Below are 26,684 nucleotides of genomic sequence, written 5' to 3' on the forward strand. Positions count from 1 at the left end.
CCGCCACGTGGGTCGGCTGCCCTCCGGCGGGGCGGCGGTCACCGGCCGGCCGCGGACGGTTCCAGCGCCGCGAGGTGCTCGGCGAACGTCCGGCGGCCCCGCAGGTACTCCCCGCGCGGCAGCAGGCCGCCGCCGGTCATGGCCTTGCCCACCCGGCCGGGCAGGGTCACCGGCACGACGAGGCGGCGGCGGCCCCGGACGCGTGCGGCACGGCGGGCCATGTCCACCATCTGCAGCTGTTCGGGGCCGGCGATCTCCCGGGCCGTCCCCGCGGGTCCCTCCACGGCGTGCCGGACGAGCCGCTCGGCGACGTCCCGGGCGGCGACCGGCCGGGTGAGCATCCTCGGCACCACGGCCACCGGTGACCGGCCGGCCAGCAGGGGTTCGGGGAACTCGAAGAACTGGGTGGCGCGCAGCACCGTCCACGGCACCCCTCCGTCGCGGACCAGTTCCTCCTGTACGCGCTTGCCGTAGTAGTACCCGAAGTCGACCTTGTCGCTGCCCACGACGGACAGCGTCACCAGGTGCCCGATCCCGTGCGACCGGGCGGCGGTGAGCAGATGGCCGGTGGTCAGGGCGAAGAAGCCGACGGCGGTCTTCTTCCGCGTGGTGACGACGTTGGTCACATCGATCACCGCGTCGACGCCGGACATCCTCTCCTCCAGGCCGGCCCCGGTGGTGAGGTCCACCCCGTGGGAGCGGGCCAGGACGACGGCCCGGTGCCCTTCGGCCTCCAGTTCCGTGACGACGTGCCTGCCCACCAGACCGGTTCCTCCGGCCACGGCCACTCGCATCTGACGCCTCCTTGAGCCTGTGACGGTCACCGCCCTACCGACCGGGTGGCGCGGGCTGCTGTGACAGGCCGGGTGTCACAGCCGTCAGCGCCGCCCGGTCTGTGCGGGAAAGGGGCACCCGGCCGAGAGGAATCTCAATGACCGTGTCAACCCGTCTGCGCGACCGGCGGGGCGGAGGTGAAGAGCCTCTTGTCGCGCGGCATCGCCCACAGCACGTCGACCCGGCGACGGGCCAGCGCCAGCAGAGCCTGGGTGTGCAGCAGCCCCTCTCCGCGCTTCTTCAGGTAGTAGTCCCGGGACGGACCGGGCCGCATCATCGAGGTCTGCGCGGCCAGGTGGAAGATGTGCCGCAGGCGCCGGTTGTACCGCTTGGGCCGGTGGTAGTTGCCGGTGCGGCGCCCGGAGTCCCGGGCGACCGGGGCCAGGCCGGCGTGGGAGGCCAGGCGGCCTGCGTCCAGATAGCCGGACAGGTCACCGCCGATGGCGACGAACTCCGCGCTCAGGATGGGGCCCATGCCCGGCATGGACTCGATGATCCCGGCGCGCCCGTCGGCGCGGAAGGTCTCGCGGATCTCACGGTCGTTGTCCTTGATCCGCTCGTCCAGGGCCAGCAGCTGGTGGGCAAGGTCGCAGACCAGCTTCGCGGCCCGCTTCTCGCCGGGCAGTTCGGCCGTCTGCGACTGGGCGGCCTCCACTGCCTTCGAGGCAACGGCACCAGCTCCGCGGACCTTGCGGCGTTCCAGCCAGGTGGTGAGCCGTTTGACACCGATCCGCCGCAGGGCGGCCGGGGTCTGGTACTCGGTCAGCATGACGACCGGGCCCTTGGCCGCGGAGCAGTCGAAGGCCCGCTCCAGGGCCGGGCAGATGCCGACCAGCAGGTCCCGCAGCCGGTTGATCAACCGGACCCGGTCGGCGATCAGGTCGGCCCGGTAGTTGGTGAGCACCCGGAGCGTGGTGACCAGTTCGGGAGGCGTGTCCAGCCGGGCGAAGCCCTTCGGGCGCATGCGTACCTGATCGGCGATGACACGCGCGTCCTTGGCATCGGTCCTGCCTTCGCCCTGGCAGGCGCCGGACATGCGGTTGACGGTGCGGCCGGGCACGTAGACAACGTGCTGGCCGTGGGTGATCAGCAGGGCCAGCAGCAGCGTCGAGGCACGTCCGGAGATGTCCACCGCCCACCGGATCTCGCCGGCCCTCTCCCGGGCGGTCTCGATGAGGGCGAGGATCTGCGACTCGTCGTTGCTCACCTTCGCCGAGAACACCGTCTCGCCGTCGGCGTCGACCGCCACCGCCCAGTGATGCCCCTTGCCGGCGTCGATGCCGACCCATATCCGCTCGTGAGACGCGCCCAAGCCCGTCGCTCCGTTCCACCGTGACCAGCATCTTCGTGGCCCGAAGAACACTCCGCCGACAGGTCCCTAACCAGCGATGACCGCAGTTCTCGATCAGTGGTCGGAGCGTCCCGAAGGACCGGGCGGCCATTCCTCGCGAGCCACAAGCGGCAAACACCCATCAGCCACACCCGGTCCTCCCGGACCGCCTCACATTCTTAGGGAACACCCATGAACACGCGTCTTGTGTCCGTCGCCGAGGGCGCACGGCTCACCCGCTCCGTCGCGATCGGCGCGCACACGCTGACGGCCGACGAATCCGAGCCCGTCGGCGCGGACGCCGGCCCCACCCCTGGGGAGCTGCTGCTGGCCGCGCTGGGGTCCTGTACATCGATGGCGGTGCGGGCGCTGGCCGACCGGCGGCTGGACCGGGTCGACGTGGCCGTCCGGTTCGGACCCGGGGGCCGGGTGGTGAAGAACGTCGGGCTGACCGGTGACCTGGAGACCGGCCAGCGGGAGCAGTTGCTGGCCGCCGCCGGGCGGTGCCCGGTGCACCGGCTGTCGGCCAAGGAGGTCACCATCCTGACCGTGCCCGCGCTGCCGGCCGAACCCGAGGACACCGGCGCGGCCGGGGTCTCGCCCCGGTGAGCGGCGGGCCGGCCGGGTCAGGGGGTGGCCGGCTGGGCGTCCAGCCGTACCGAGCCGATCTCCTTGCGGGAGGAGATGCCGAGCTTGGCGAAGACCTTCCTCAGGTGCCACTCGACGGTGTGCGGGCTGAGGAACAGCCGGGCGGCGATCTCCGGGTTGGTGAAACCGTCCTGGGCGAGCCGGGCGATCTCGGTCTCCTTCGCGGTGAGCGCGGCCGGGGTGGCCGGGGCGGGGCCGCGTACCGTCACCCCGGCGGCCCGCAGCTCCCGCCGGGCGCGCTCGGCGAACGCCTCGGCACCGGCCTCGCTGAGCATCTCGTACGCCTCGCCCAGCCGGGTACGGGCTTCGGCCCGCCGGTCGTTCAGGCGCAGCCACTCGCCGTACCGCAGCCGGGCCCGCGCGCTGTCCATCCGGGTGCCGGCCGCGTCGAGCCGCTCGACCGCCTCCCGGTACAGGGCTTCGGCGGCCGGACCTTCGCTCACCAGGGCCCGGGTGGCGGCGGCCGTACCGCGGGCCCAGGGGGTCGGGCTGACCTCGGCCATCTCCTCGATGACCCGCACCGCTGCGGCCGCCCGCTCGGTCCGGCCCAGCCGGACGGCCGCCTCGACCAGCTCCACCCGGGACTGCAGGGACAGTCCGAGTTCCTGCGGGTTCTCGCAGCCGCGCTCGGCGGCGGCGTACGCCTCCCGGTACCGGCCGAGGCCGTTGTGCAGGACCGCCGACGCCCACTGGGTGGCCGTCACCACCTTGCCCTCGCCGCTGAGCAGCCGGTCCTGGGTGACGGCCTCGATCGCCCGCCGGGTGGTGGCCTCCCCTCCTCTGAACGGCTCCACGACGAGCGCCCCGTAGTGCGCGAAGAAGCTGCTGCCGGTGGCCTCGCCGATCGCGTTGGCCTGCGCGGTCAGCGAACCGGCGCCGCGCAGGTCGCCGGCGAACACCCGGTTGGACAGGCGCAGCAGGAGCGCCGAGGGCAGCACGGCGAGCGCGCCGCCGGCGCGGGCCAGGTCGACCAGCCGGGCCGACAGCTCCGACCAGGCGGCGAAGTCCCAGACGTTGTGCGCCATGCGGCACACGAACGGCAGCCAGCCCAGGCCGTCCTCCTCCGCCCACCCGTGCGTCCGGAAGGCGGTGACGGCCCGCGTCAGCAGGGGCGCGCCCACCGCGTACCCCTCGGTGACCACCCGTGCCAGTCCGGTCAGCAGGAGCGTCTCGCGGGTCTCTGCGGCGTCGTGGCCGGGCACCCGCAGCACCGTCTCGGCGACGTCCCGGACCCCGCCGGTGGCCAGCCGGCCCGCGGTGAGGGCGGCGTAGACGGCGTCCCGGTAGGTCTGGGTGGCCAGCCGGGGGTCGTACGGCCGGAGCCGTTCGGCGGCTTCGAGCAGCAGCGGCAGGCCGGCGCTCGCGCTCTGCGCGGCGGAGACGATCTGTCCCCGCAGCAGCAGCGCCCGGCCGGCCCCGGCCTCGCCGAGCGGGGCGGACTCGGCGGTGTCGACCAGTTCCAGGGCGGTGTCGAAGGCGCCCGCCTGGTAGGTGGCCCGCGCGGCGGCCAGCGCTCTGGTGCCGCGGCGTACCGGGTCGGGGGTCAGTTCGGTGGCGCGGTGCAGGAAGGCCGCCGCCGCCGCGACGCCGCCGCGGGCGTGTGCCCGGCCGGCCGAGCCCTCCAGTTCGGCGGCGACGGTCTCGTCCGGCTGTGCCGTCGCGCTGGCCAGGTGCCACACCCGGCGTTCGGGGTCGAGGCGCGCGTCGATCGAGTCGGCCAGCGCCTGGTGCACGCGCCGGCGTTCCTCGAAGGCGGCGGCGCGCTGGGCCGCGGAGCGGACCAGGGGGTGGCGGAAGCGCACCCAGGTGCCGAGCGTGAGCAGGCCGGAGGCTTCGGCATGGGTGACGGCGGTGTCCACGGGGATGCCCAGGCGTTCGGCGGCCCGCCGCAGCAGGGCCACGTCGCCGACCGGCTCGATGGCGGCGATCAGGAGCAGCCGCTGGGCCTCGGCCGGGAGCGACTGGATGCGGCGCAGGTAGCCCGCCTCGATCTGGCTGGTCAGCGGCCGGGCCGTGGGGCCTTCGTAGCCGCCGGCCGTCTCCACGGCGCTCAGGCCGTGCGGCAGTTCGAGCAGGGCCAGCGGGTTGCCGCGGGTCTCGGCGACGACCCGGTCGCGCACCCGCGGGTCGAGGGGGCCGGTCAGGACGGAGTCCAGCAGGCGTCGGGAGTCGTGCTCGTCCAGTCCGCGCACCGGCAGTTCCGGCAGGTCGGGCAGGATGTCGCGGGAGCCGGACTCGCGGACGGCCAGCACCAGCAGGACCGACTCGGCGTCGAGCCGGCGGGCTACGAACTCCAGGGTCTGGGACGACACCCGGTCCAGCCACTGGGCGTCGTCGACCAGGCAGACCAGGGGCTCGTCGCCGGCCGCGCCGGCCAGCAGGCTCAAGGTGGCCAGGCCGACCAGGAACCGGTCGGGCGCGGCACCGGAGCGCAGGCCGAACGCCGTGCGCAGGGCGTCGCGCTGCGGCTCGGGCAGTGCGTCGAGGAGGCGGGACAGCAGCGGAGCGCACAGCTGGTGCAGCCCGGCGTAGGAGAGTTCCATCTCGCTCTGTACGCCGGCCGCCTTGACGACGCGGCATCCGGTGGCCCGGCCCAGGAGGTGGTTGAGCAGTGCGGTCTTCCCGATGCCCGCCTCTCCGCGCACCACCACGACCCCGCTGCGCCCGGCCCGGACCCGGGCGAGCAGGTCGTCGAGGACCTGGCACTCGGCCTGCCGTCCGACGAGCCCGACGCGTGCTCGCTCCCTCACCATGCCCGCCTCCCCGCGGTCACGATACCCCTGGCGGCCGCCGGACCGGCCGGGCGGTGGCGGCGCCGTCGCGGGTCAGGCCGTCGAGCCGACGACGACGGCGGTGCCGACGAAGGTCACCAGGGTGATCACGGTCATGGCGATCATGGTGCCGCGCAGCCATCGCGCGAACCGGACGCGGTGTGCCGCGTCGGCCGCGTCGAGGCGGTCGGCGATGTGCTGCGTCACCATGCGCGCCACGTACCGCTGTTCATCGAGGTACCACGACTCGATGTCCCTCCTCTGTTCCTGGGTGAGCCCGTCCGTGCGTGCCGTGAAGGCGGTCACGCGGCGGCGGGCGGCGCCGAGGTGGGCTTCCTGGTGGAGGTACGCCTCTATGTCGACCAGTCCACGGGCGGCCTGCTTCTCGGTGTTCACGAGGTGCTCCGCCGGCCGGTGGCCCGCGCCGCCTCGTCGATCAGGCGGGCCACCTCGTCCGGTCGCGAGACACTGACCGCGTGGGAGGCGTCGACGGTCCTCGCCGTGGCGCCCGCCCGCTCGGCCAGGAAGGTCTGCAGCCGCGGCGGGACGGTGCGGTCTGCCGTGGGCACCAGGACCCAGGACGAGATGTCCCGCCAGGCCGGCTCGCCGGCCGCCTCGGCCAGGGCGGTCTCGGTCACGGGCCGCTGGGTGGCGGCCATGACCGCCGCCGTGTCCTCGGGTACGTCGGCGGCGAACTGCTGGTGGAACCTGGCCTGGTCGATGTAGAGGTCCGTGCCCGGGCTGCCGTCGGGGAGGGTGACCGGCACCGGGCGCAGGGTCTCCGCCAGGGTGCTGCCCGGGAACCGGGCGGACAGCGCGACCGCGCTCTCGCCGGCCTCCGGCAGGAACGCCGCGGCGAAGACGAGCGCCCGGACGTGGTCGAGTCCGCGCGCGGCGGTGCTGATGACCGAGCCGCCGTAGGAGTGCCCGCCGAGCACCACGGGGCCGTCGATGGAGGTCAGGAGCTGCCTGACGTAGTCGCTGTCCGCCGCCAGTCCGCGCAGCGGGTTGGCGGCGGCCACCACCGGGTAGCCGCGGGTCCGGAGCCGGTCGACGACCCCGTTCCAGTTGGAGGCGTCCGCGAACGCGCCGTGGACGAGGACGACGGTCGGCTGCTGTGCACGCATGGATGTGCCTTTCGGTCGGTGCGCCGAGCGCGGGTCAGTCGGTGCCGAGGGCCTGGCGCAGCACGTGCACGGCCTGCTCGATCGCCGCGGTGGACGCCTGGGTGCCGCGCACCGGGTCGAGCATCATGAAGTCGTGCAGGGTGGCGTTGTAGCGCACGCTCGTGGTCGGCACACCGGCCTGGATCAGCTTGCGGGCGTACGCCTCGCCCTCGTCGCGCAGGACGTCGTTCTCGTCGATGACGACGAACGCCGGGGGCAGGCCCCGCAGTTCCTCCAGGGTGGCGCGCAGCGGGGAGACCGTGGCCTGGTCGCGTTCGGCGGGGTCGGCGGTGTAGGCGTTCCAGAACCACTCCATCGCCTTGGCGGTCAGGTGCGGTCCGTCGGCGAAGAGGCGGTAGCTCTCGGTGTCCTGCCCGGCGTCGGTGACCGGGTAGTACAGCGACTGGTGCCGGAAGGTCACGTCGCCGCGCCGCTTGGCCAGGTGGGTCAGGGCGGCGGTCATGTTGCCGCCGACGGAATCACCGGCGACCACCATGCGGGAGCCGTCCAGGCCCTCTTCGGCGCCCTTGGCGGTGACCCACTGGGCGGTGGCGTACGCCTGCTCGACGGCGACCGGGTACTTCGCCTCCGGGGAGCGGTCGTACTCGACGAAGACCACGGCCGCCTCGGCGCCCACGGCCAGTTCGCGCACCAGGCGGTCGTGGGTGCCGGCGTTGCCGAGGATCCAGCCGCCGCCGTGCACGTACAAGACGACGGGCAGGACCCCGGTGCTGCCGACGGGCTTGACGATGCGCACCCGCACGTCGCCGACCGGGGCCGCGACGGTGATCCACTTCTCGTCCACGTCGGGCTTGTCGACCGGCCCGGACTGGACGTCGTCGAGCAGCTTGCGGGCGCCTTCGACACCGAGTTCGTACAGCCGCGGCGGCTGGGCGGCGGCGTCGGCGAACTGCTGCGCGGCGGGTTCGAGAACGATGTCACTCATGGTGGTCTCCTGGGTGAGGCGATGAGTGTGAGAACTTCGTGTGAAGGGCTCGTGCGAGGGGCGCTTCACCTCTTGAGACCGGGGCGGGGCGTGATGTGTGACGTTCCGGGGGGAACGGTTCGTCACCTCACTGTTCGGCGGGTTTCGGCAGCCGGTGGCCGTCGACGTACAGATCGACGTGTTCGTTGTAGAACGCGGTCAGCCCGGCGATGCGGTGGGCCTGGAGGGTGGGGAAGTCGTACGCCCAGGCGATGTCCTCGTGGGTGGCGTCCGGGCCGCCGAAGGACCAGTAGCCGCTGGTCGTCCCCTTGTACGGGCAGCGGGTCACCGTGTCCGAGGGGCGCAGCCGGGTCCAGTCGACGTCTGCGCGGTCGAGGTAGTAGCGGGTGGGCAGGCCGGTCTCGAACAGCTTCACGCAGCCGGTGGCCTCGGCCAGGACGACCCCTTCGACCTCGACCCGGACCGTGCTGTTCGACCGCAGGGCGTCCACCCGGGAGTAGGGGCTGCGGGGGTGCACGAAGACCGGTTCGTCCTCCTCGAACCAGGAGTCCAGTGCGTCCCACTCGAAACGCACGGTGTTGTGCAGGGGGGCCGGGGCGCCCTCCGCCCAGACCCACGCCGCGCCCGCCCGGGTCTCCGGCCCGACCTGGAGCGTGTGCCGGTGGGCGGGGCCGGCCCCGAGTTGTTCGGTGTGTCCGTCGTCGTGCAGCACACCGTCCACCAGGTCCTCGACGGGGATGCTGAACTGGGGGTACGCCTGCCATTCCCACACGTACAGGGCACGCCGGGTGTCGAAGGCGACCCGGCCGCCGATCGTCCCCCGGATGCGGCGGGGCACGGGTTCGACGTGTCCGACCGGGACGATGAGGCGGGGGTGCAGCACACTTTCGGTTGCCATGGTGACCACCTTGCGTTCGTCGGGGCCATCGACGGCCCCGGTCTGTGCGCCCGATGCTAGTGGCCCACACTGTGTGCTGGGTCATGTCACAGACGCGGTGGGTGTCCGGTCAGTGGGATGTAACTGTTTCTCACGTGGGAGATCCGTCATGGAAGCTCGACTGGACTACTTCGGCAACGCCCTGGCCGGCAAGGTCATGAAGCACCTGAACTCGGCCGGTGCGGCGGTGCACTCGGCCCTGCCGGTGGCCACGCAGGAGCTGGTGAAGATCCGCGCCAGCCAGATCAACGGCTGCGGTTTCTGCACCGACATGCACACCAAGGACGCCGCCGCCGCCGGTGAGGACCAGCAGCGGCTGAACCTGGTGGCGGTGTGGCGGGAGGCCACCGTCTTCACCGACGCCGAGCGTGCGGCGCTGGAGCTGACCGAGCAGGGCACGCGGCTCGCGGACGGTTCGGCGGGGGTGTCGGACGAGGCGTGGGCGAAGGCCGCCGAGCACTACGACGAGGACCAGCTCGTCGCGCTGATCTCGCTGATCGCCGTCATCAACGCCTACAACCGCATCAACGTCATCAACCGCCAGCCGGCCGGTGGCTACAAGCCCGGCATGTTCGGCTGATCCGACCGCCGCGGCCGGGCGGGGGCGGGCGGCGCGACCGACCGCCCCCGCGGGGCCCGCGGACCCGCGCCACCGCCACCGCCACCTGATCAGGGCAGGACCCGACATGGACCACTCCGCCGCCGCGGCGCCCGCCGCCGGTCTGCGCGTCGCCAGTGCCCGAGGACGGTGGACGCTGCTGGCCACCGTGCTGGGCTCCGGTGTGGTCCTGCTCGGCTCGACCGTCACCAACGTGGCGCTGCCGCACATCGGTGCCGACTTCGGCGCCGGTCTCGCCGTGCTGCAGTGGACGGTCAACGCCTACATGCTGACCCTGGCGGGGCTGATCCTGCTGGGCGGTTCGCTGGGCGACCGGTTCGGGCGGCGGCGGGTCTTCGTCGTGGGCACCGTCTGGTTCGCGGCCGCCTCCCTGCTGTGCGCCCTGGCCCCGGACGCCGGCACGCTGATCGCCGCCCGGGCGTTGCAGGGCGTCGGCGGCGCGCTGCTCACCCCCGGTTCGCTGGCGATCATCGAGGCGTCGTTCCACCCGGACGACCGGCCGCGCGCGATCGGCCTGTGGTCGGGTTTCGGCGGCATCGGCGCGGCGCTGGGGCCGTTCCTCGGCGGCTGGCTGGTGGACGGCCCCGGCTGGCGCTGGACCTTCCTGCTGAGCACCGTCCCGGCGCTGCTGTGCGTGCCGGTCGCGCTGCGCCACGTCCCGGAGTCCGTGGGGGCGCCCCGGCCGGCCCCGGCCGGCGGGCTGCGGCCGGGTTTCGACGTGTCCGGTGCCGTGCTGGGCGCGCTGGCGCTGGCACTGGCCACCTACGCGCTGACCGAGGCGCGCGGCGGCGGCCCGGTGGCCGTGACCGCCGCCGTCGCCGCCGTCCTGGTGGGCGCCGCGTTCCTGCGCGTCGAGCGGCGCGGCGGTGACCCGATGATGCCGCCGGCGATCTTCTCGTCCCGGCAGTTCACCGCCGTCAACCTGATCACCGTGTGCGTCTACGCGGGCACCGGCGGGTTCTTCTTCCTGACCGCGCTGCACTTGCAGATCGTCGTCGGGTACTCGGCGCTGGGCGCCGGTGCGGCCATGCTGCCCAACACCGTGCTGATGCTGCTGTTCTCGGCCGGTGCCGGGGCGCTCGCCCAGCGGCTGGGGCCGCGACTGCCGCTCACCGCGGGCCCGTTGGTGTGCGGGGCGGGCATGCTGATGATGCTGCGGGTCGGGCCGGGCGCGTCCTACCCGGCCGAGATCCTGCCCGCGCTGCTGGTGATGGGCGCCGGCATGGTGGTCCTGGTGGCGCCGCTGACGGTGACGCTGCTGTCGTCGGTGGACGCCGCCGACGCCGGGCTGGCCAGCGGCATCAACAACGCCGCGGCCCGGGCGGCCGGGCTGGTGGCCGTGGCGGCGCTGCCGCTGCTGGTCGGGATGGGGCCGGACGCCTACCGGTCGGACGCGGCCTTCACCGCCGCGTTCGGCCGGGCCATGCCGCTGTGCGCGGGCCTGCCGGCCGTCGGCGCGGCGCTCGCCTTCGGCCTGCTGCCGCGGACAGCCTCGGCTCCCGGCCGCCCGCACGGGCGGGCCCACGGCTGGCTGATGGAGCCGCCGCTGGTCTCCCGCTTCCTGCACCACCGCACCACCGCACCCCACCTGTGACACCCGGCCGGAACCCCCGGCCGCGAGGAGAAGGAGCACACCATGTCGTACCCGTACCCGGAGCAGAAGTACTGGGGTGAGGACGGTGAGGTCAGCGCCGTCTTCCGGCCGGCCGGCACCCCGCCGGCCCTCGGGGAGAGCGGTACCGGCAAGGACGCCACCCACTATCTGGCGACCACCGCCACCACCCGGGGCGAGTTCGGGCTGTACCGGGTGGAGATGCGGCCCCGGGCGGGCGGCCCCAAGACGCACTTCCACAAGCGGATCTCCGAGTCGTTCTACATCCTGGACGGCACCGTGCGGGTCTTCGACGGGGTGCGGTGGGTGGACGCCCGCAAGGGCGACTTCCTGCATGTGCCGCAGGGCGGGCTGCACGCCTTCCGCAACGACTCCGACGCGCCGGCCGACATGCTGCTGCTGTTCACCCCGGGCGCCCCGCGCGAGGAGTACTTCGAGCAGGTGGCGCACCTGGCGCACGCCCCGGAGGAGGAGCGCGCCGCGTTCTTCGACAAGCACGACTCGTACTTCGTGGAGTAGCCGGTCCTACGACGGGGCCCCGCGCCCGTGACATCCCGGCGGCTTCCGGTGTCACGGGCGCGGGGCCCCGTCGTACGAGTCAGGCCCTGGGCCGGGGGGCGCGCAGGTGGGCGCGCTCCTTCAGTTCGGCCTCGTCGACCAGGGTCAGCATGGGCTGGCCCGGGGCGCACAACATGGTGACGACGAACTCGGTGCGCTCGTCGGCCAGGGCGTTGCCGTCCTGGTAGTGGATGGCGTCACCGCCGGGCTCCCAGAAGGTGCCGCCGGCCTCGACGACCCGCTCGGGCTCGCCCTCCAGCTCGAAGCGGACAGCGCCCTTGGTGACGTAGCCGAACGCCGGGCCGGAGTGGCGGTGCGGCGGGGTGCCCGGGTCGCCGGGCTCCCACTGGACGTGGATGGTCATCGCCGAGGCGCCTTCGGGGATGACGACCGGGGAGGCGTCCTGGATCACCTTCGCCGCCCGGGTCCAGCTGGGGCCGTCCTCGCCACCGGCTGCGTGCCCGTGGTGGCCGTGGTGGGTGTGCTGTGCGTTCTCCGACACTGGGTCGCACCTTCCGTAGTCGTGTCCGTGGCCCTCGGCCGCGGTGGCCGTGCCACCCTCCTGACCGGCTGACCGGTGGATCTGTGACAGTGCGCGCACGACACGGTGTCACAGGATTCGAAGCGGGCCGGTCTAGGTGGATGAGCACGGTGGCACTCCGACGCCCGCCACCGGCCGCGACGGAGGAGAGCCAGATGAGAGTCGTCGTTGTAGGTGCCACCGGTCTGATCGGTGCGCGGACCGTCGCCCGGCTGCGGGACCACGGGGTGGAGGCCGTGCCGGCCTCCCGCGAGCACGGGGTCGACGTCATCACCGGGGAGGGCCTGGACCGGGTACTGCGCACGGCCGAGGTGGTCGTGGACGTCACCGACGCGCCCACCCGGGAGCAGGACGTCAGCACCGCGTTCTTCACCACCGCCACGGGCAATGTCCTCAAGGCCGCCGCCGCGGCCGGCGTCGAGCACTACGTGGCGCTGTCGTTGGTGGGCGCCGACCGGGTCGGCTCGGGCTACTTCCGGGCCAAGGCGGCGCAGGAGGACCTCGCCCGGCACGCCACCGTGCCGTACTCCCTGGTGCGGGCCACACCGTTCTACGAGTCCCTGGCGGCCGTCGCGACCGCCGGTCTGCGGGCCGGCGGTGTGCATGTGCCGCCGCTGCTGCTGCGGCCGGTCTCGGCGGACGACGCCGCGGCGGCACTCGCCCATGTCGCCGTGGGGTTGCCGCGGTTCGGCGTGCTCGAAGCCGCCGGGCCCGAGGAGCTGAAGCTGGAGAGCGCCACCGTCGAGCTGCTGGCCCGCCTCGGCCGGACCGGCCCGGTGATCCCCGACCCGCGCACCCCGTTCTTCGGCGCGGTGCTCCAGGAGCGGACCCTGCTTCCCGGACCGGACGCCCACCTGGGCAACCACAGCTTCGCCCAGTGGCTGCAGAGCCGCTGAACCCGCCCGCCCGCACCGACCGGAAGGCCGCCATGAGTGTTCCGTCCCGGCCCGCTGAGCCCCCCGTGCCCAGTGAGCTCGACCAACTGCCCGACCGCGACCGGGAGGAGACCGCCGAGTGGCAGGCGTCCCTGGACGCCGTCGTGCGCCACGCCGGGCCGGAACGGGCCGCCTATCTGATGCGGCGGGTGCACGAGTTCGCCGAGCGGACCGGCACCGCCCTGCCGGGGCTGCTGTCCTCCGACTACATCAACACCGTGCCGGCCGCCGCGCAGCCGCCGTTCGACGGCGACCTGGAGCTGGAGACCCGGATCACCGCGCTCAACCGGTGGAACGCCGCGGCGATGGTCACCCGCGGCGCCCCGCTGGGGCTGGGCGGCCACATCTCCACGTACGCCTCGGCGGCCTGGCTCTACGAGACCGGCTTCCACCACTTCTTCCGGGGCAAGGACGGCGACGGCTCGGGCGACCAGCTCTTCCTCCAGGGGCACGCCTCCCCCGGCATCTACGCCCGGGTGTTCCTCGAAGGGCGGCTGAGCGAGCGGGAGTTGGACGCCTTCCGGCGGGAGGCGGGCGGGCACGGGCTGCCGTCCTACCCGCACCCGCGGCGGCTGCCGTGGCTGTGGGAGTTCCCGACCGTCTCGATGGGGCTGGGCCCGCTCAACGCCGTGTACCAGGCCCGGTTCAACCGCTATCTGCACGCGCGCGGCATCAAGGACACCTCCGCCTCGCGGGTGTGGGCCTTCCTGGGCGACGGCGAGACGGACGAACCGGAGTCCCTGGCCGCGCTGACCCTGGCCTCCCGCGAGGGCCTGGACAACCTGACCTTCGTCATCAACTGCAACCTGCAGCGCCTGGACGGGCCGGTACGGTCCAACTCCAAGATCGTGCAGGAGCTGGAGGCACGGTTCCGCGGCGCGGGCTGGCACGTGGTCAAGACGCTGTGGGGCGCCGCCTGGGACCCGCTGCTCGCCCGGGACACCACCGGTGACCTGGTGCGCCGGCTGGGCGAGGTGCCCGACGCGCAGTTGCAGACGCTGGCCGCGCGGGACGCGGCGTACGCCCGCGAGCACTTCTTCACCGGGCCCGCCCTGGCCGCGCTCGCCGCCTCGCTGAGCGACGCGCAGGTCACCGACCTGTTCGAGAACTCCCGTGGCGGACACGAGCCGTTGAAGGTGTACGCCGCCTACCGGGCCGCGGTGGAGCACCGGGGGGCGCCGACGGTGGTCCTCGCCCAGACGGTCAAGGGACACACCCTCGGCTCGGCGTTCGAGTCCCGCAACGCCAACCATCAGATGAAAAAGCTGACGATGGCTCAGTTCCGGGAGCTGCGCGACCTGCTGGACCTGCCCATTCCGGACCGCGCGCTGGCCGGCGACCAGGTGCCGTACTGGCATCCGGGCGAGGACTCCCCCGAGGTGCGGTACCTGCGCGCGCGCCGGGCCGCGCTGGGCGGTCCGCTGCCGCTGCGGCGGGTGAGCGCGGGGCCGCTGCCGCAGCCGTCCGCCAAGCCCTTCGAGGAGCTGGAGAAGGGCTCCGGGCACCAGGAGATCGCCACCACCATGGCACTGGTCCGGCTGGTCAGGGAGCTGATGCGGGACGAGCGGACCGGGGCCCGCTGGGTGCCGATCATCCCCGACGAGGCCCGTACCTTCGGCATGGAGTCGATGTTCCCCACGGCCGGCATCTACTCGCCGCTGGGCCAGACGTACGACCCGGTCGACGCCGGCCAGCTCCTGCACTACAAGGAGAGCGAGACCGGGCAGCTGCTCATCGAGGGCATCACCGAGGCCGGTTCGGTGGCCGAGTTCACCGCCGCGGCGACCTCGTACGCCACGCACGGCGAGCCGATGATCCCGTTCTACATCTTCTACGCCATGTTCGGTTTCCAGCGCACCGGCGACCAGTTCTGGGCGCTCGGCGACCAGATGGGCCGCGGTTTCGTGATCGGCGGCACCGCCGGGCGTACGACCATGACCGGTGAGGGCCTCCAGCACGGCGACGGCCACTCGCACCTGCTGGCCGCCACCAACCCGGCGGCGGTCAGCTACGACCCGGCGTTCGCCTACGAGATCGCCGTGATCGTCCGGGACGGTCTGCGCCGGATGTACGGCGAGCGGCCCGAGGACGTCTTCTACTACCTGACCGTGTACAACGAGCCCCGGCACCAACCCGCCATGCCGGCGGTGCCGGGCGTCGAGGAGGGCATCGTCCGGGGCGTCTACCGGTTCCGGCCCGCCGAGCCGGCCGCGGCCGCGGCGGCCGGGCCCCGGCTGCAACTGCTCGCCTCCGGTACGGCGATCCACTGGGCCCTGCGCGCGCAGGAACTGCTCGCCGCCGACTGGGACGTGCACGCCGACGTGTGGTCGGTGACGTCCTGGACGGAGCTGCGGCGGGACGCGATGGCGGCGGACGACGCGCGCACGCGCGGCGAGGACCGCACGCCGTACGTCACCCGGGCGCTGGCCGGGGCGCCGGGGCCGGTGCTGGCGGTCAGCGACTGGATGCGGCAGGTGCCGGACCAGATCAGCCAGTGGGTCGAGCAGGACTACTACTCGCTGGGCACCGACGGTTTCGGCCTGTCCGACACCCGTGCGGACGTACGCCGGTACTTCGGGGTCGACCCCGAGTCGATCGTGGTGACGGCCCTGGACCGGCTGGCCCGGGCCGGGCGGCTGTCCGCCGAGACCGTCGCGCGGGCCCGCGAGCGCTACCGCCGGGGGCCGTCCGGGCCCGCCGGTCAGTGAGGAGTTGACCGACGTCATGACGATTGCCCTGACCCTGCCCGCGCTCGGCGAGTCCGTCACCGAGGCCACGGTGACGCGCTGGCTGAAACAGGCGGGCGACCGTGTCGAGGCCGACGAGCCGCTGCTGGGGGTGTCCACCGACAAGGTCGGCACCGAGCCCCCCGCCCCGGCCGGCGGGGGGCTGCTGGAGATCACCGCCGCCGAGGACGAGACGGTGGAGGTCGGCGCCCGGCTGGCCGTCATCGGGACCGGGACGACGGCGGACACGGGGGGGGGGGTGGTGTCTGAGGGGGGTCCGGCGGTGCCGGCGACTCCGGTGGCTCTGGTGACTCCAACTGCCCCTACCACTCCGGTAACCACACCGATGAGCCCCGCCCCGGCGGCGGACCGCCTCCCGCTGCGGGGCCGGACCGTTCCGCTGACCCGGATGCGCCGGGCCATCGGCGACAACCTGAAGAAGGCGTTGCGCGAGCAGGCGCAGCTGACCACCACGGTGGAGGCCGACGTCACCCGGCTGATCCGGCTGCGGGCCGGTGCGAAGGACGGGTTCCTCGACCGGGAGGGCGTCAAGCTGTCACCGCTGCCCTTCTTCCTCAAGGCCGCCGCCCAGGCGCTGAAGGCGCACCAGGTGGTCAACGCCAGGATCGACGAGGCCGCGGGGACGATCACCTGCTTCGACACCGAGAACGTCGGCGCCGACGGCAAGGAGTCCATCGGCGTCCGGGACCTGGTGCACCTGTCCCTGTCGTACGACCACCGGCTGGTGGACGGTGCGGACGCGGCCCGCTATCTGACCACCGTCAGGGCGCCGCGGCCACCCGGGGCAGCCAGGTGCGCCGCGCCTCGGCCGGCGGGTGCCCGCAACACCCAGGGCCGTTCCGAGGCAGGCGGCCAGCGCCACCGTGCAGGGATCACCGGAGGTGCCGAGGAGCACGGCACCCGGCGGTCACCGCGGACAGCGTCAGGTTCGTCGCGGCGAGCAGCCACTGCCCGCGCCCAGCACCAGGCAGCCAGTCAGCAGCAGCACGACGCCGCCGGCGTCGAAGCGGTCAGTTGGCCCATGATGTGGGCGGCCTGGCCGTCGATGCGGGCACCGGCTCCCTCCAGGTCGGTGCCGACCCGGACGGGCGTGCTTTCGGTGTCGGGCATCTGATGTCCTTCGGCGGAGAGGGGTGGTCATCCCAGCCGGGCCGGCGGGAGCCGGACGGCGGTGAGGTCGGCCAGGTTGGCCTGCGGGGCGGTCACCTACTTCCGCCGCCGGCGGCGGGGATCCGGCCGGCCGGGCCGAGGAGCCGGACCGAGGCGGTGACCGCGCCGTCCGTCTCCACCCGCCGCACGGGGACGGGCGCGTGCCGCAGGATGGCGTCGATCCGTGTGTCCCCCGGCAGACAGAGCCCGTAGAGCGTCTCCCAGCCGCCGTCGAGCGCGTGCCGGAGCAGGGCGTGCAGCAGGCGGGTGCCCAGTCCGCGGCCCTGCCAGGCGTCCTCCACCAGCAGCGCGGCCTCCACGTCGGAGTGGTCCGGCATCAGGTGTCCCACCGCGACGAAGCGGCCGGTGGTGTCCCGCGCCGCCAGATGGACCGACCCCGGCCGGCCCAGCAGCGTGGGCAGACAGGTTCCGGGGTCGGCCATCGCACGGTGGTAGCGGCTCCACAGGGTCCGGGTGGAGCAGCGGCGGTGCAGCGCCACGACCCGGGCGAGATCGGCGGGTCCGGTCGGGACGATCCGCGGTGCGCGACGCATCGGTTCGCCGCCGGTCAGCGCACCGAACGGGCGGCGTCCTCGATGACGTCGGTGACCGTGTCCGGCCGTGACACGCTCACCGCGTGCGAGGAGCGGACCTCGAAGGTGTGGGCGCCGGCCCGCTCGGCCATGAACCGCTGGGCGGCGGGCGGGATGTTGAGGTCGCGGGTGGCGACCAGCACCCAGGACGGGATGGTCTTCCAGGCCGGCTCGGCCGCGCCCTCGGCCAGGGCGGCCTCGGTGACCGGCCGCTGGGTGACGGCCATCAGGTCGGTCTTGGCGCGCGGCACGTCCGCCGCGAACTGGTGACGGAACTTGTCCTGCTGGATGTAGAGGTCGGTGCCCGTGGAGCCGTCGGCGCCGGTGACGGGCACCGGCCGCAGCGCCTCGCCGAGCGTGCCGCCGGGGAACTTCCCGGACAGGTCGACCGCGCTCTCGCCCTCCTCGGGGAGGAAGGCGGCCAGGTAGACCAGTGCCTCGACGTCCCGGTCGCCGGTGGCCGCGTTGCTGATCACCGAGCCGCCGTAGGAGTGGCCGGCCAGGACGACGGGTCCGTCGATGCCGGCCAGGACGTCCTTGAGGTAGGCGCTGTCACCACTGAGGGAGCGCAGCGGGTTGGCGACGGCGACCACCGGGTAACCGTCGTGTCTCAGTTTCCCGATGACGTCGTTCCAGCTCGTGGAGTCGGCGAACGCGCCGTGCACCAGGACGACGGTGGGCTTGGCGGCGGGGGCCGGGGCGCCCTTGTCGGCGGCGGCCGGGCCGACCGAGGTGACCAGGACGCTCGCGACGACACTGGCGCCGGCCAGGACGGTCAGGGCGAAACGGGCCCGGGCGGTGCGGGTGGTACGGGTTGACAGGGGGGTGCCGGTGGTGTGCGGGGAGCGGTTCATGTCGATCGCCTTTCGTGAAGGGGTGGGACGGTGCGGTGAGCGAGCCGGGGGTCAGGGACGGGTGCGGCCGGTGATCTCCCGGTACTCGGTCTCCGAGGGCTTGGTGATCTGGCTGCCGGGGCCGTAGAAGGCCCGGCTGAGCCCGGTGCGCAGCCGCCGGGTGCGGGCGGTCGGGGAACCGTCCGTGTCCCGGGCGGGGACGGGCTCCAGGGGGCGGTACTGCTCGTGCGCGGTCAGCGCGTGCCGGTGTGCCTGGTCCAGGGGTTCGTGGACCTCGACGTACTCGCCGTGCGGGAGGCGTTTGATGACGCCGGTCTCGCGCCCGTGCAGCACCTTGTCGCGGTCCCGGCGCTGCAGGCCCAGCGCCAGGCGCTTGGTGACGACGAAGGCCAGCACCGGGACGACGAACAGGCCGATCCGCACCGCCCAGGTGACCCCGTTGACGGAGACGTGCAGCCGGGTGGCGATCACGTCGTTGGCGGCGCCGGTCAGCGCCACCGCGTAGCCGCTGAGCCAGGCCACGCCCAGGGCGGTGCGCACCGGCCGGTTGCGGGGGCGGTCCAGCAGATGGTGGTGGCGGTCGTCGTCGGTGACCCATGCCTCCAGGAACGGGTAGGCGCCCAGGGCCAGGAAGAACAGCACGCCGGCCAGCAGCGGAAGGAAGTTGTCCAGGGCCAGGGTGTGGCCCCACACGTCGATCTCCCAGCCGGGCATGACCCGCAGCAGGCCGTCGGCGACACCCATGTACCAGTCGGGCTGGGAGCCGGCGGAGACCTGGTCGGGGCGGAAGGGACCGTAGTTCCACACGGGGTTGATCTGCGCGACGGCGGCCATGACGAAGATGACACCGGCCACGAAGCAGAACAGGCCGGCGGCCCGCACGGCGTACACCTTGGCCGGCCGGCCGACCACGTTGCGTTCGGTACGCCCCGGCCCCGGGTACTGCGTGTGCCGGTGGAGCACGGCCAGGGCCAGGTGGGCGGCGAACAGGGCGACGATCAGCGCGGGGATGACCAGCGTGTGCAGGGTGTTGAAGCGGGCGATCAGGTCCTCGCCGGGGAACTCGCCGCCGAACAGGAAGAACGACAGGTACGTCCCGACCACCGGGACCGACAGCAGCGTGCCGTTGACCACCTGCAGGCCGGTGCCGGACAGCAGGTCGTCGGGCAGGTCGTAGCCGGTCAGCCCGGCGAACATGGCCAGCACGAGCAGCAGGAAGCCGAACACCCAGTTCAGCTCGCGGGGTTTGCGGAACGCGCCGGTGAAGAAGACCCGCATCAGGTGCGTGAACAGGGCGGCGACGAAGACCAGCGCCGCCCAGTGGTGGGCCTGGCGGATGAGCAGTCCGCCGCGGACGTCGAAGGACAGGTGCAGGGTCGAGTCGAACGCCTCGGAGACCAGCTGGCCGCGCAGCGGGGCGTAGCCGCCGTCATAGATGACGGGGTCGGTGGAGGGGTGGAAGTAGAAGCTCAGGTAGACGCCGGTGACCAGCAGGACGACGAAGCTGTAGAGCGCGATCTCGCCGAGCAGGAACGACCAGTGGTCGGGGAAGACCATGCGCCGGGTGGAGGAGGTCAGCCGGTGGTAGCCCGAGCGGCTGTCCAGCCAGCGGGCGAGCCTGTCCCCGCCGTGCCCCTGTTCCGGCCCGGCCGGCCGGCTGTCGTTGCCCATCTCTTCACCATTCGTTTCTGCCGCCCGCGCGGCGCACGGCGGAGCCGACTCGTCCATGACGGTGCCGTTCGCGGTGATGGGGATGATTCGTGAACGGCTGTCGTGAGTCATGACCGGTGACCCGGCGAGGGTGTGACACCCGGCCCGGGTCAGCGCGCGACGACGTTCCGCAGTTCCGCGCCCGCGGCGAACCGGGCCAACTGGTCCCGGATGAGCGTTTCCAGACGGGGCCACAGGGCCGGCGTGAACGCGCCGACGTGCGGGGTGATCAGCACCCCGGGCACGGTGCGCAGCGGGTGCCCCGGCGGCAGCGGTTCGGGGTCGGTCACGTCGAGCGCGGCCCGCAGCCGGCCGCCGTCGGCCTCCTTCAGCAGGGCGTCGGTGTCGACGACGGCCCCCCGGGCGACGTTGACCAGCAGGGCGCCGTCCTTCATGCGGGCGAGCAGCCCGGCGTCGAACAGCCGCCGGGTGTCCGGGGTCAGCGGGACGCACAGCACCACCACGTCCGCGTCGGCGACGAGCCGGGGCAGGCGGGCGACGGAGTGCACCGGCCCCCGGGGCGTCCGGCGGCCGGTACTGGCGACGCGGGTCACGGCGCAGCCGAACGGGGCCAGGAGGTCCTCCAGCGCGGATCCGACGGCGCCGTAGCCGACGATGAGCACCGACCGCCCGTACAGCGAGGAGTGCACCCGTGGCTCCCAGGCCCCCTGCTCCTGGGCGCGGAGCGCCTCGGGGACACCCCGCAGGGAGGCGAGGACCAGGGTGAGCGCCAGCTCCGCCGTGCCGGGCGCGGGGACACCCCGCGCGTTGCACAGGGTCACCTCGCGGGGGACGCGGTCCAGTGCGGCCCGCAGTTCGTCGGTGCCGGCGCTGAGGGCCTGGACCGCCCGCAGCCGGGTCATCCGGGCGAGCGGCCCGGCGATGACATCGATGTCCTGGGTCAGCGGCGGGGCGTAGAACTCCACTTCGGCCGGGTCCGTCGGGTAGGGCGAACGGCCGTCCCAGCGGGCGTACTCGAGCCCCGGGGGCAGGTCGGTGAGACGGGTGAACTGCGCGGGCAGCCATACCTGGGGGGAACTCGCGGTCATGACGACGTACTCCGCTCTCACTACGGTTTCACGAAAGCCGCAGAGTTGACTGCGCGTCCCGTCCCGCTGTGACAGCGGACGGCGGTGACAACGGTCACTCCCCCAGCAGCGGATGACACTGTCACAGGTCCGGTCCACACGTTGTCTTGCTGGACATGCATACCGTTGTCACCCGAGCGCCGGCGGCCGTCCGGCCGGCCCCGGACGCCTACGCCGTCACCGCCGAGTTCTACGACATCCTGCAGGCCGAGGCGGACGCGGCGCGGGTGCGCCGGCTCTACCGCCGGGCGGTCGCGTCGGCCCGGCTGGGTGTGCTGGACATCGGTGCCGGCACCGGACGGGTCACGCTGATGAGCCTGGCCGAGTCCCGGGCCGACGTGCACGCCGTCGAACCGTCCCGGGCCATGCGCGGCGCCCTGCTGACCCGGCTCGCCGCGCTGCCCGCGCGGCAGCGGGAGCGGGTGACCGTGCACCCGTACCCCCTGGACCGGGCGGGGCCGGCCGCCGTCGCGGACGTGGCCGTCTGCCACAACATGGTCGGCTGTCTGCCGCCGGCCGCGCGGGAGTCGCTGTGGCCCGGGATCGGCACCGCCCTGGTGTCCGGCGGTTCGCTGTTCCTGCAACTGCCGCCCGACCGCATGCCCGCGCGCACCCTCGTGCGGCTGCTGCCCGAGCAGCGGGTCGGTGCGCACACCTACGGCGGGCGCCTGACGATGTCGCCCGCCGGGTACCGCATCCGCACCCGCGCCGACTACTGGGTCAGGGGCGCTCAAGGGGTACTGCGGGAGCACACCGAGACGTTCTGGATGTGGCCCGCCTCGCGCGCCCGGCTGACCGGGGAACTGGCGCGGTACGGGTTCGTGCCGCTGCCGGGGCACGACGAGCCGGAACTGCTGGCGGTCACGCTCGCCGGACCGCACTGAGGCGGCCGGAGACGGACGGTGTCACAACCCGTGCCGCCGCCCGGTCTCATGGACGACCGCACCGCACGGCTCGCTGTGCGCGCCGCACGACCTGGGACTGGGATCATCATGCCGCGTGTCAATACGTTCGTGATCGTCGGAGGCGGCCTGGCCGCCGGCAAGGCCGCGGAGGAACTGCGCGAGCACGGCCACGACGGGCCGCTCCTCGTCATCGGCGACGAACCGGAACGCCCCTACATCCGCCCGCCGCTGTCCAAGGGTTATCTGCTGGGCAAGGAGGACCGCGAGTCGATCCATGTGCACCCCGAGAGCTGGTACCGGGAGAACGGCGTCGACCTGCTGCTGGGCACCCGGGTGACCGCCGTCGACCCCGGCGGGAACACGGTGACCCTGGACGACGGGCGCCGGCTGCCCTACGCCGCGCTGCTGCTGGCCACCGGCTCCACCCCGCGCCGCCTGGCCGTGCCGGGGGCGGACCGGGAGAACGTGCTGTACCTGCGGCGGGTCGGCGACAGCGAACGCCTGAAGGCCGCCTTCACCGAGGGCGCCCGGATCGTGGTGGTCGGCGGCGGCTGGATCGGCCTGGAGACGGCGGCCGCGGCCCGCGCGGCCGGCGCCCGGGTGACCCTGCTGGAGCGCGGCGAGCTGCCGCTGCTGAAGGTGCTGGGCCGGGAGGCGGCCGAGGTCTTCGCCCGGCTGCACCTGGACCACGGTGTCCATCTGCGGCCGCACGCCCGGGTCGAGCGGATCACCGGAACCGGCGGCCGCGCGGACGGCGTACTGCTGGCCGACGGCACCCGCCTGCCCGCCGACGCCGTGGTGGTCGGCGTCGGCATCACCCCCAACGTCCAGCTCGCCGAGGCGGCCGGGCTGGAGGTGGCCGACGGCATCGTCACCGACCAGCATCTGCGCACCTCCGCGCCCGGCGTGTACGCCGCCGGTGACGTGGCGGCCGCCTACCACCCGCGGCTCGGCCGGCGCCTGCGGGTGGAGCACTGGGCCAACGCGCTGCACCAGCCGCGCACCGCCGCGCTGAGCATGCTGGGCGAGGACGCGTCCTACGACCGGCTGCCGTACTTCTACACCGACCAGTACGACCTGGGCATGGAGTACACCGGCTGGACCGAGCCGGGCGGTTACGACCGGGTGGTCTTCCGCGGTTCGCGGCAGGAGCGGCGGTTCGTCGCGTTCTGGATGTCCGGCGAGCGAGTGGTCGCGGGGATGAGCGTCGACGTGTGGGACGTCATCGGCACGGTCCGCGCGCTGATCGAGTCCGGCGCGGCGGTGGACGACGCCCTGCTCGCCGACCCGGGGCTGCCGCTGGAGAGCCTGCTGCCGTGACCCGCCCGGCCCGCGCCGCCCAGCGCCGCACCGCCCAGCGCCGCAGCGCCCCTCGCCCGCACCCCGTGCCCGAGTTCACGAGAGCAGACCCATGACCGACCCTTCCCCGCCCCCGCTGCCCCCGCTGCGCCCGATGCCGGACGACTGGCGGCGGGCGCTGGCCGTGGTGGCCCACCCCGACGACCTGGAGTACGGCTGCTCGGCGGCGGTGGCCGCCTGGACGGCCGGCGGCCGGGAGGTGAGCTACGTCCTCGCCACCCGCGGCGAGGCCGGCATCGACACCCTCCCCCCGGCCCAGGCCCGGTCGCTGCGGGAGGCCGAGCAGCGCGCGGCGGCCGCGGCCGTCGGCGTCACCACCGTGGAGTTCCTCGGCCACCCCGACGGTGTCATCGAGTACGGGACGCGGCTGCGCCGGGACATCGCCGCGGCCGTCCGCCGGCACCGGCCCGAGCTGGTGCTCACGCTGAACCACCGGGACACCTGGGCCACCGGCGCCTGGAACACCCCGGACCACGTGGCGGTGGGCCGGGCCGTGCTGGACGCGGTGGCGGACGCGGGCAACCGCTGGTTCTTCCCGGAACTCACCGGGCGGGGGCTGCCGCCCTGGAACGGCGTGCGGTGGGTGGCCGTCGCCAACTCACCGGCGCCGACCCACGCGGTGCCCGCCGGGCCGGGGTTCGACCAGGGGGTGCGGTCCCTGCTGGCGCACCGCACCTACCTGGAGGCGTTGAGCGACGCGGACCCCGAGACGTACGCGCGCCGTTTCCTGGCCGACAGCACCGGCACCCACAGCGCCCGGTTCGGCGGCCGGCCCGCCGTCGCCTTCGAACTGTTCGGCCGGTGACCGGCCGCCGGCCGGCCCGACCGCCGAGAAAGGACCTCCCATGAGTGACGACTCCCCCGCCGTCCTGGACGCCGGACCGTCCGACGGCGTCGACCCGGACGCGTTCGTACGCGCGGCCATGCGGTGGCACTTCGCCCCGGAGACCGGCTCCCGCTACTGGCTCGACCGGGCCGCCCGCCTCCCCTTCGACCCGCGCCGGGACGTCAAGGGGGTGGCCGACCTGGCGCTCTTCCCCGCCCTCACCGACGACCTGCGCGAGGTGCCGGTGGCCGACCTGGTCCCCCGGGGCTACGGCAGCGGCGTGCGGGTGCTCGACGTCTTCGACAGCGGCGGCACCACCGGGGCGCCCAAGCGGGTGATCCAGCTGGCCGACTGGGCGCGGCACAGCACCGAGCAGGTCGACCGGCGGCTGCGGGCCCACGGGGTGCCGGCCGGCCGGCCGTGGCTGACCGTGGCCCCGACCGGCCCGCACCTGGTCGGGGACGTGCTCCAGCGGGCGGCGGCGGCCCTCGGCGGTCCGGCGCTCGGCGTCGACATGGACCCGCGCTGGGTACGGAAGCTGATCGCCGCCGGCCGGAGCGACGAGGCCGAGGCGTACACCGACCACCTGGTCGAACAGTGTCGGCGCATCCTGCTCACCCAGGACATCGGCGTGCTCGCCGCCACCACCCCGCTGCTGGAGCGGCTGGCCCGCGAGGACGACCTGCTGGAGCGCATCAACGGCTCCGTGGGGGCGATCGTCTGGGGCGGCACGCACATGGACCCCGACACCCGCCACCTGCTGGCCACCGAGGTCTTCCCGGAGGTCCCGCTCATCGGCATGTACGGCAACACCATGATGCTCACCGCGCTGCTGGAGCGGCCCGGTTCCGGCGCCGCGGAGCCCTGTGTGTTCGACCCGGTGTCGCCGTACGTGTTCCTGTCGGTGGTGGATCCCGGCACCGGGGAGCGGGTCGCGGTGGGTGAGCGCGGCCAGGTGGTGGTCAGCCACGTCAGCAAGTCCATGCTCATTCCCAACAACGCCGAACGGGACACGGCCGTGCGGGTGCGGCCAGCCGGCGGTCAGGCGGGCGACGCGGTCGCCGATGTGGCGCCGGTGCCGGTGGTGCGCGGCGAGACGGTGATCGAGGGCGTGTACTGATGGCGGACCGGGAGACGGCCGACCGGGACCCGGCCGCGGCGGCGGTGGCTGAGCCCGGCGGCCCGCCGTACCTGGACGCGCTGGGCCCCGGCGGCCCGTACCGGACCCGGCGGCCGAGCGCGGTGACCGATGTGTCCGGGGCCGAGGTGGCCCGGCTGAGCCTGGTGCCACCGCTGTACGTCGGCCGGACGCTGGCCGCGCTGCGCAAGGCCCCGCCGGTGGCACCGGCCGGCCTGGACGCGGTACTGGCGGCGGCGGCCGGGGAGTTCGCCGCCGGCACCGTCGGCGGACTGGGCGTACGCGCCTACGAACACCTCGTCAGCCGGACCTCCGGCACCCCGCTGGCGGTGGTGCGCGCCGCGACCCGGGGCACCGCCCGCTTCGTCGCCCTGGCCCGGTCCTCCGCCGAACAGGGCCGGCCGCGCGGGACGGTGGCCGGCCGCCGGGACCCGGTCCTGGGCGCCGGGCACGCGGTGTGGGCCCGGCGCGGCGAGGTGTTCGCCGTGAACGCCTCCGGCAACCACCCCGGTGTGCACCGGCTGTGGCTGGAGGCGCTGGCCCTGGGCTACCGGGTCGCCGTCCGCCCGTCGCGGCGCGAGCCGTTCACCCCGCACCGGCTGGTCGCGGCGCTGCACCGGGCGGGTGTCCGGCCCGACCAGCTGGTCCTGCTGCCCACCGACCACCCCGGCGCCGACACCCTGCTCCGGGGCGCCGACCGCGCGGTGGTGTATGGCGGCGACGAGGTGGTGGCCCGGTACGCCCGCGATCCGCGGGTGCTGCCGCAGGGTCCCGGCCGGAGCAAGATCCTCGTCACCGCCGGCACCGACTGGCGCGACCACCTGGACACGATCGTCGGTTCGGTCGCCGACGAGGGCGGCACCGCGTGCGTCAACACCACCGCCGTCTACGTCGAGGGAGACCCCGCGCCGCTCGCCGAGGCGCTCGCGGCCCGGCTGTCCTGGCTGCCCTCGCTGCCGCCCCAGGACCCGCGGGCGGTGCTGCCGGTGGTCCCGCTGGACCGGGCCCGGGCCCTCGGCGGCTACCTGCGGTCGGTGGCCGCGGGGACCCGCGCGTGGCTCGGCGCGGACGGTGTGGTCGACGGCCTCGGGGACGGCAGCGCCGTCCTGCGTCCCGCCGTCCACCAGGTCGCCGACGCCGGCGCGGCCCAGCTGCGCACCGAACTCCCCTTCCCCTGCGTGTGGGTGGCGCCCTGGGACCGGGCGGCCGGCACCGCCGTGCTGCGGGACACCCTCGTCCTCACCGCCCTCACCCGCGACCGGGCACTGCTCGACGCGCTGCTGGCGGAACCCACCATCGCCAACGTGTACGTCGGGGACCACCCCACCCACTGGATGGCGCCGGGCGTGCCGCACGACGGGTATCTGTCGGAGTTCCTGATGCGCGGCAAGGCGGTCGTCGGCGGCCTGTGACCGCCG

Annotated in this window: 23 protein-coding genes and 1 pseudogene; 12 read left to right on the forward strand and 12 right to left on the reverse strand. The window is 74.0% G+C overall.

The features are described from left to right. Positions 1-38: 38 nt before the first annotated feature. Both J7I94_RS00140 and J7I94_RS00145 read right to left on the reverse strand, forming a co-directional pair. Positions 39-794: an SDR family oxidoreductase gene (locus tag J7I94_RS00140; protein ID WP_215164336.1), complete on the reverse strand. Its 756-nt coding sequence runs from the start codon at positions 792-794 to the stop codon at positions 39-41. Positions 795-940: 146 nt separating this feature from the next. Next, positions 941-2,146, reverse strand: coding sequence for an IS110 family transposase (locus J7I94_RS00145; protein ID WP_215164337.1), 1,206 nt, complete (start codon positions 2,144-2,146; stop codon positions 941-943). Positions 2,147-2,356: 210 nt separating this feature from the next. Here J7I94_RS00145 and J7I94_RS00150 point away from each other — a divergent pair, with 210 nt between their 5' ends. Continuing rightward, positions 2,357-2,773, forward strand: a complete 417-nt coding sequence (locus J7I94_RS00150) for an OsmC family protein (protein ID WP_215164338.1) — start codon at positions 2,357-2,359, stop codon at positions 2,771-2,773. Between the two features lie 17 nt (positions 2,774-2,790). Here the strand turns inward: J7I94_RS00150 and J7I94_RS00155 are convergent, their stop codons facing one another. From J7I94_RS00155 to J7I94_RS00175, 5 genes are all read right to left on the reverse strand, one after another. Continuing rightward, complete coding sequence (locus J7I94_RS00155; protein WP_215164339.1) at positions 2,791-5,565, reverse strand: LuxR family transcriptional regulator; 2,775 nt, start codon at positions 5,563-5,565, stop codon at positions 2,791-2,793. Positions 5,566-5,637: 72 nt separating this feature from the next. Continuing rightward, positions 5,638-5,979 (reverse strand): hypothetical protein, encoded by a 342-nt coding sequence (locus tag J7I94_RS00160; RefSeq protein WP_215164340.1) that lies wholly within the window; start codon positions 5,977-5,979, stop codon positions 5,638-5,640. After that, positions 5,976-6,710 carry an alpha/beta fold hydrolase gene (locus J7I94_RS00165; protein WP_215164341.1) on the reverse strand — a complete coding sequence of 245 codons (735 nt, stop codon included), beginning with the start codon at positions 6,708-6,710 and terminating at the stop codon, positions 5,976-5,978. The genes J7I94_RS00160 and J7I94_RS00165 overlap by 4 nt, the downstream gene beginning before the upstream one ends. Before the next feature lie 34 nt (positions 6,711-6,744). Then, positions 6,745-7,695 (reverse strand): alpha/beta hydrolase, encoded by a 951-nt coding sequence (locus J7I94_RS00170; RefSeq protein ID WP_215164342.1) that lies wholly within the window; start codon positions 7,693-7,695, stop codon positions 6,745-6,747. Positions 7,696-7,822: 127 nt separating this feature from the next. After that, positions 7,823-8,593, reverse strand: a complete 771-nt coding sequence (locus J7I94_RS00175; protein ID WP_215164343.1) for a DUF427 domain-containing protein — start codon at positions 8,591-8,593, stop codon at positions 7,823-7,825. Between the two features lie 148 nt (positions 8,594-8,741). Between J7I94_RS00175 and J7I94_RS00180 the strand changes: the two genes are divergently transcribed. From J7I94_RS00180 to J7I94_RS00190, 3 genes are all read left to right on the forward strand, one after another. Then, a complete protein-coding gene (locus tag J7I94_RS00180) occupies positions 8,742-9,212 on the forward strand; it encodes a carboxymuconolactone decarboxylase family protein (protein ID WP_215164344.1) in 471 nt (156 codons plus the stop codon). Between the two features lie 106 nt (positions 9,213-9,318). Then, positions 9,319-10,845 carry an MFS transporter gene (locus J7I94_RS00185; protein ID WP_215164345.1) on the forward strand — a complete coding sequence of 509 codons (1,527 nt, stop codon included), beginning with the start codon at positions 9,319-9,321 and terminating at the stop codon, positions 10,843-10,845. 42 nt (positions 10,846-10,887) lie between these two features. Further along, on the forward strand, positions 10,888-11,382 hold the full coding sequence (locus J7I94_RS00190) for a cupin domain-containing protein (protein WP_215164346.1): 495 nt from the start codon (positions 10,888-10,890) through the stop codon (positions 11,380-11,382). A gap of 79 nt (positions 11,383-11,461) precedes the next feature. Here J7I94_RS00190 and J7I94_RS00195 read toward each other — a convergent pair whose 3' ends face one another. Further along, the gene (locus tag J7I94_RS00195) at positions 11,462-11,923 is read right to left on the reverse strand and encodes a cupin domain-containing protein (RefSeq protein ID WP_215164347.1); all 462 of its coding nucleotides are present in this window, start codon (positions 11,921-11,923) and stop codon (positions 11,462-11,464) included. 194 nt (positions 11,924-12,117) lie between these two features. On the opposite strand from J7I94_RS00195, the gene J7I94_RS00200 reads away from it, so the two are divergent. From J7I94_RS00200 to J7I94_RS00210, 3 genes and pseudogenes are all read left to right on the forward strand, one after another. Continuing rightward, positions 12,118-12,858, forward strand: a complete 741-nt coding sequence (locus tag J7I94_RS00200) for an SDR family oxidoreductase (RefSeq protein ID WP_215164348.1) — start codon at positions 12,118-12,120, stop codon at positions 12,856-12,858. Positions 12,859-12,890: 32 nt separating this feature from the next. After that, entirely contained in the window at positions 12,891-15,605 is a 2,715-nt protein-coding gene (gene aceE / locus J7I94_RS00205) for a pyruvate dehydrogenase (acetyl-transferring), homodimeric type (protein WP_215164400.1), read from the forward strand. Continuing rightward, positions 15,541-16,413, forward strand: a pseudogene (locus J7I94_RS00210) (2-oxo acid dehydrogenase subunit E2); the annotation flags it as partial. The gene aceE and the pseudogene J7I94_RS00210, both read left to right, overlap by 65 nt. A gap of 433 nt (positions 16,414-16,846) precedes the next feature. Here the strand turns inward: J7I94_RS00210 and J7I94_RS00215 are convergent. The 4 genes from J7I94_RS00215 to J7I94_RS00230 all read right to left on the reverse strand — a co-directional run bounded on the left by J7I94_RS00215 (position 16,847) and on the right by J7I94_RS00230 (position 20,999). Then, the gene (locus J7I94_RS00215; protein ID WP_215164350.1) at positions 16,847-17,347 is read right to left on the reverse strand and encodes a GNAT family N-acetyltransferase; all 501 of its coding nucleotides are present in this window, start codon (positions 17,345-17,347) and stop codon (positions 16,847-16,849) included. 14 nt (positions 17,348-17,361) lie between these two features. Continuing rightward, positions 17,362-18,240, reverse strand: a complete 879-nt coding sequence (locus J7I94_RS00220; protein ID WP_215164351.1) for an alpha/beta fold hydrolase — start codon at positions 18,238-18,240, stop codon at positions 17,362-17,364. A gap of 51 nt (positions 18,241-18,291) precedes the next feature. Continuing rightward, positions 18,292-19,911: a cytochrome b N-terminal domain-containing protein gene (locus J7I94_RS00225; protein ID WP_215164352.1), complete on the reverse strand. Its 1,620-nt coding sequence runs from the start codon at positions 19,909-19,911 to the stop codon at positions 18,292-18,294. 149 nt (positions 19,912-20,060) lie between these two features. Beyond that, positions 20,061-20,999: a 2-hydroxyacid dehydrogenase gene (locus J7I94_RS00230; protein WP_215164353.1), complete on the reverse strand. Its 939-nt coding sequence runs from the start codon at positions 20,997-20,999 to the stop codon at positions 20,061-20,063. 155 nt (positions 21,000-21,154) lie between these two features. On the opposite strand from J7I94_RS00230, the gene J7I94_RS00235 reads away from it, so the two are divergent. From J7I94_RS00235 to J7I94_RS00255, 5 genes are all read left to right on the forward strand, one after another. Further along, positions 21,155-21,922 (forward strand): bifunctional 2-polyprenyl-6-hydroxyphenol methylase/3-demethylubiquinol 3-O-methyltransferase UbiG, encoded by a 768-nt coding sequence (locus J7I94_RS00235; protein ID WP_215164354.1) that lies wholly within the window; start codon positions 21,155-21,157, stop codon positions 21,920-21,922. Positions 21,923-22,030: 108 nt separating this feature from the next. After that, positions 22,031-23,263: an NAD(P)/FAD-dependent oxidoreductase gene (locus J7I94_RS00240; RefSeq protein WP_215164355.1), complete on the forward strand. Its 1,233-nt coding sequence runs from the start codon at positions 22,031-22,033 to the stop codon at positions 23,261-23,263. A gap of 91 nt (positions 23,264-23,354) precedes the next feature. Beyond that, a complete protein-coding gene (locus tag J7I94_RS00245; RefSeq protein WP_215164356.1) occupies positions 23,355-24,107 on the forward strand; it encodes a PIG-L deacetylase family protein in 753 nt (250 codons plus the stop codon). Between the two features lie 40 nt (positions 24,108-24,147). Continuing rightward, on the forward strand, positions 24,148-25,248 hold the full coding sequence (locus tag J7I94_RS00250; protein WP_215164357.1) for a phenazine antibiotic biosynthesis protein: 1,101 nt from the start codon (positions 24,148-24,150) through the stop codon (positions 25,246-25,248). After that, positions 25,248-26,678, forward strand: coding sequence for an aldehyde dehydrogenase family protein (locus J7I94_RS00255; RefSeq protein ID WP_215164358.1), 1,431 nt, complete (start codon positions 25,248-25,250; stop codon positions 26,676-26,678). The genes J7I94_RS00250 and J7I94_RS00255 overlap by 1 nt, the downstream gene beginning before the upstream one ends. The last annotated feature ends 6 nt before the right edge of the window (positions 26,679-26,684 follow it).

The organism is Streptomyces sp. ISL-12 (assembly GCF_018614415.1).
In the GTDB taxonomy this organism is placed as follows: domain Bacteria; phylum Actinomycetota; class Actinomycetes; order Streptomycetales; family Streptomycetaceae; genus Streptomyces.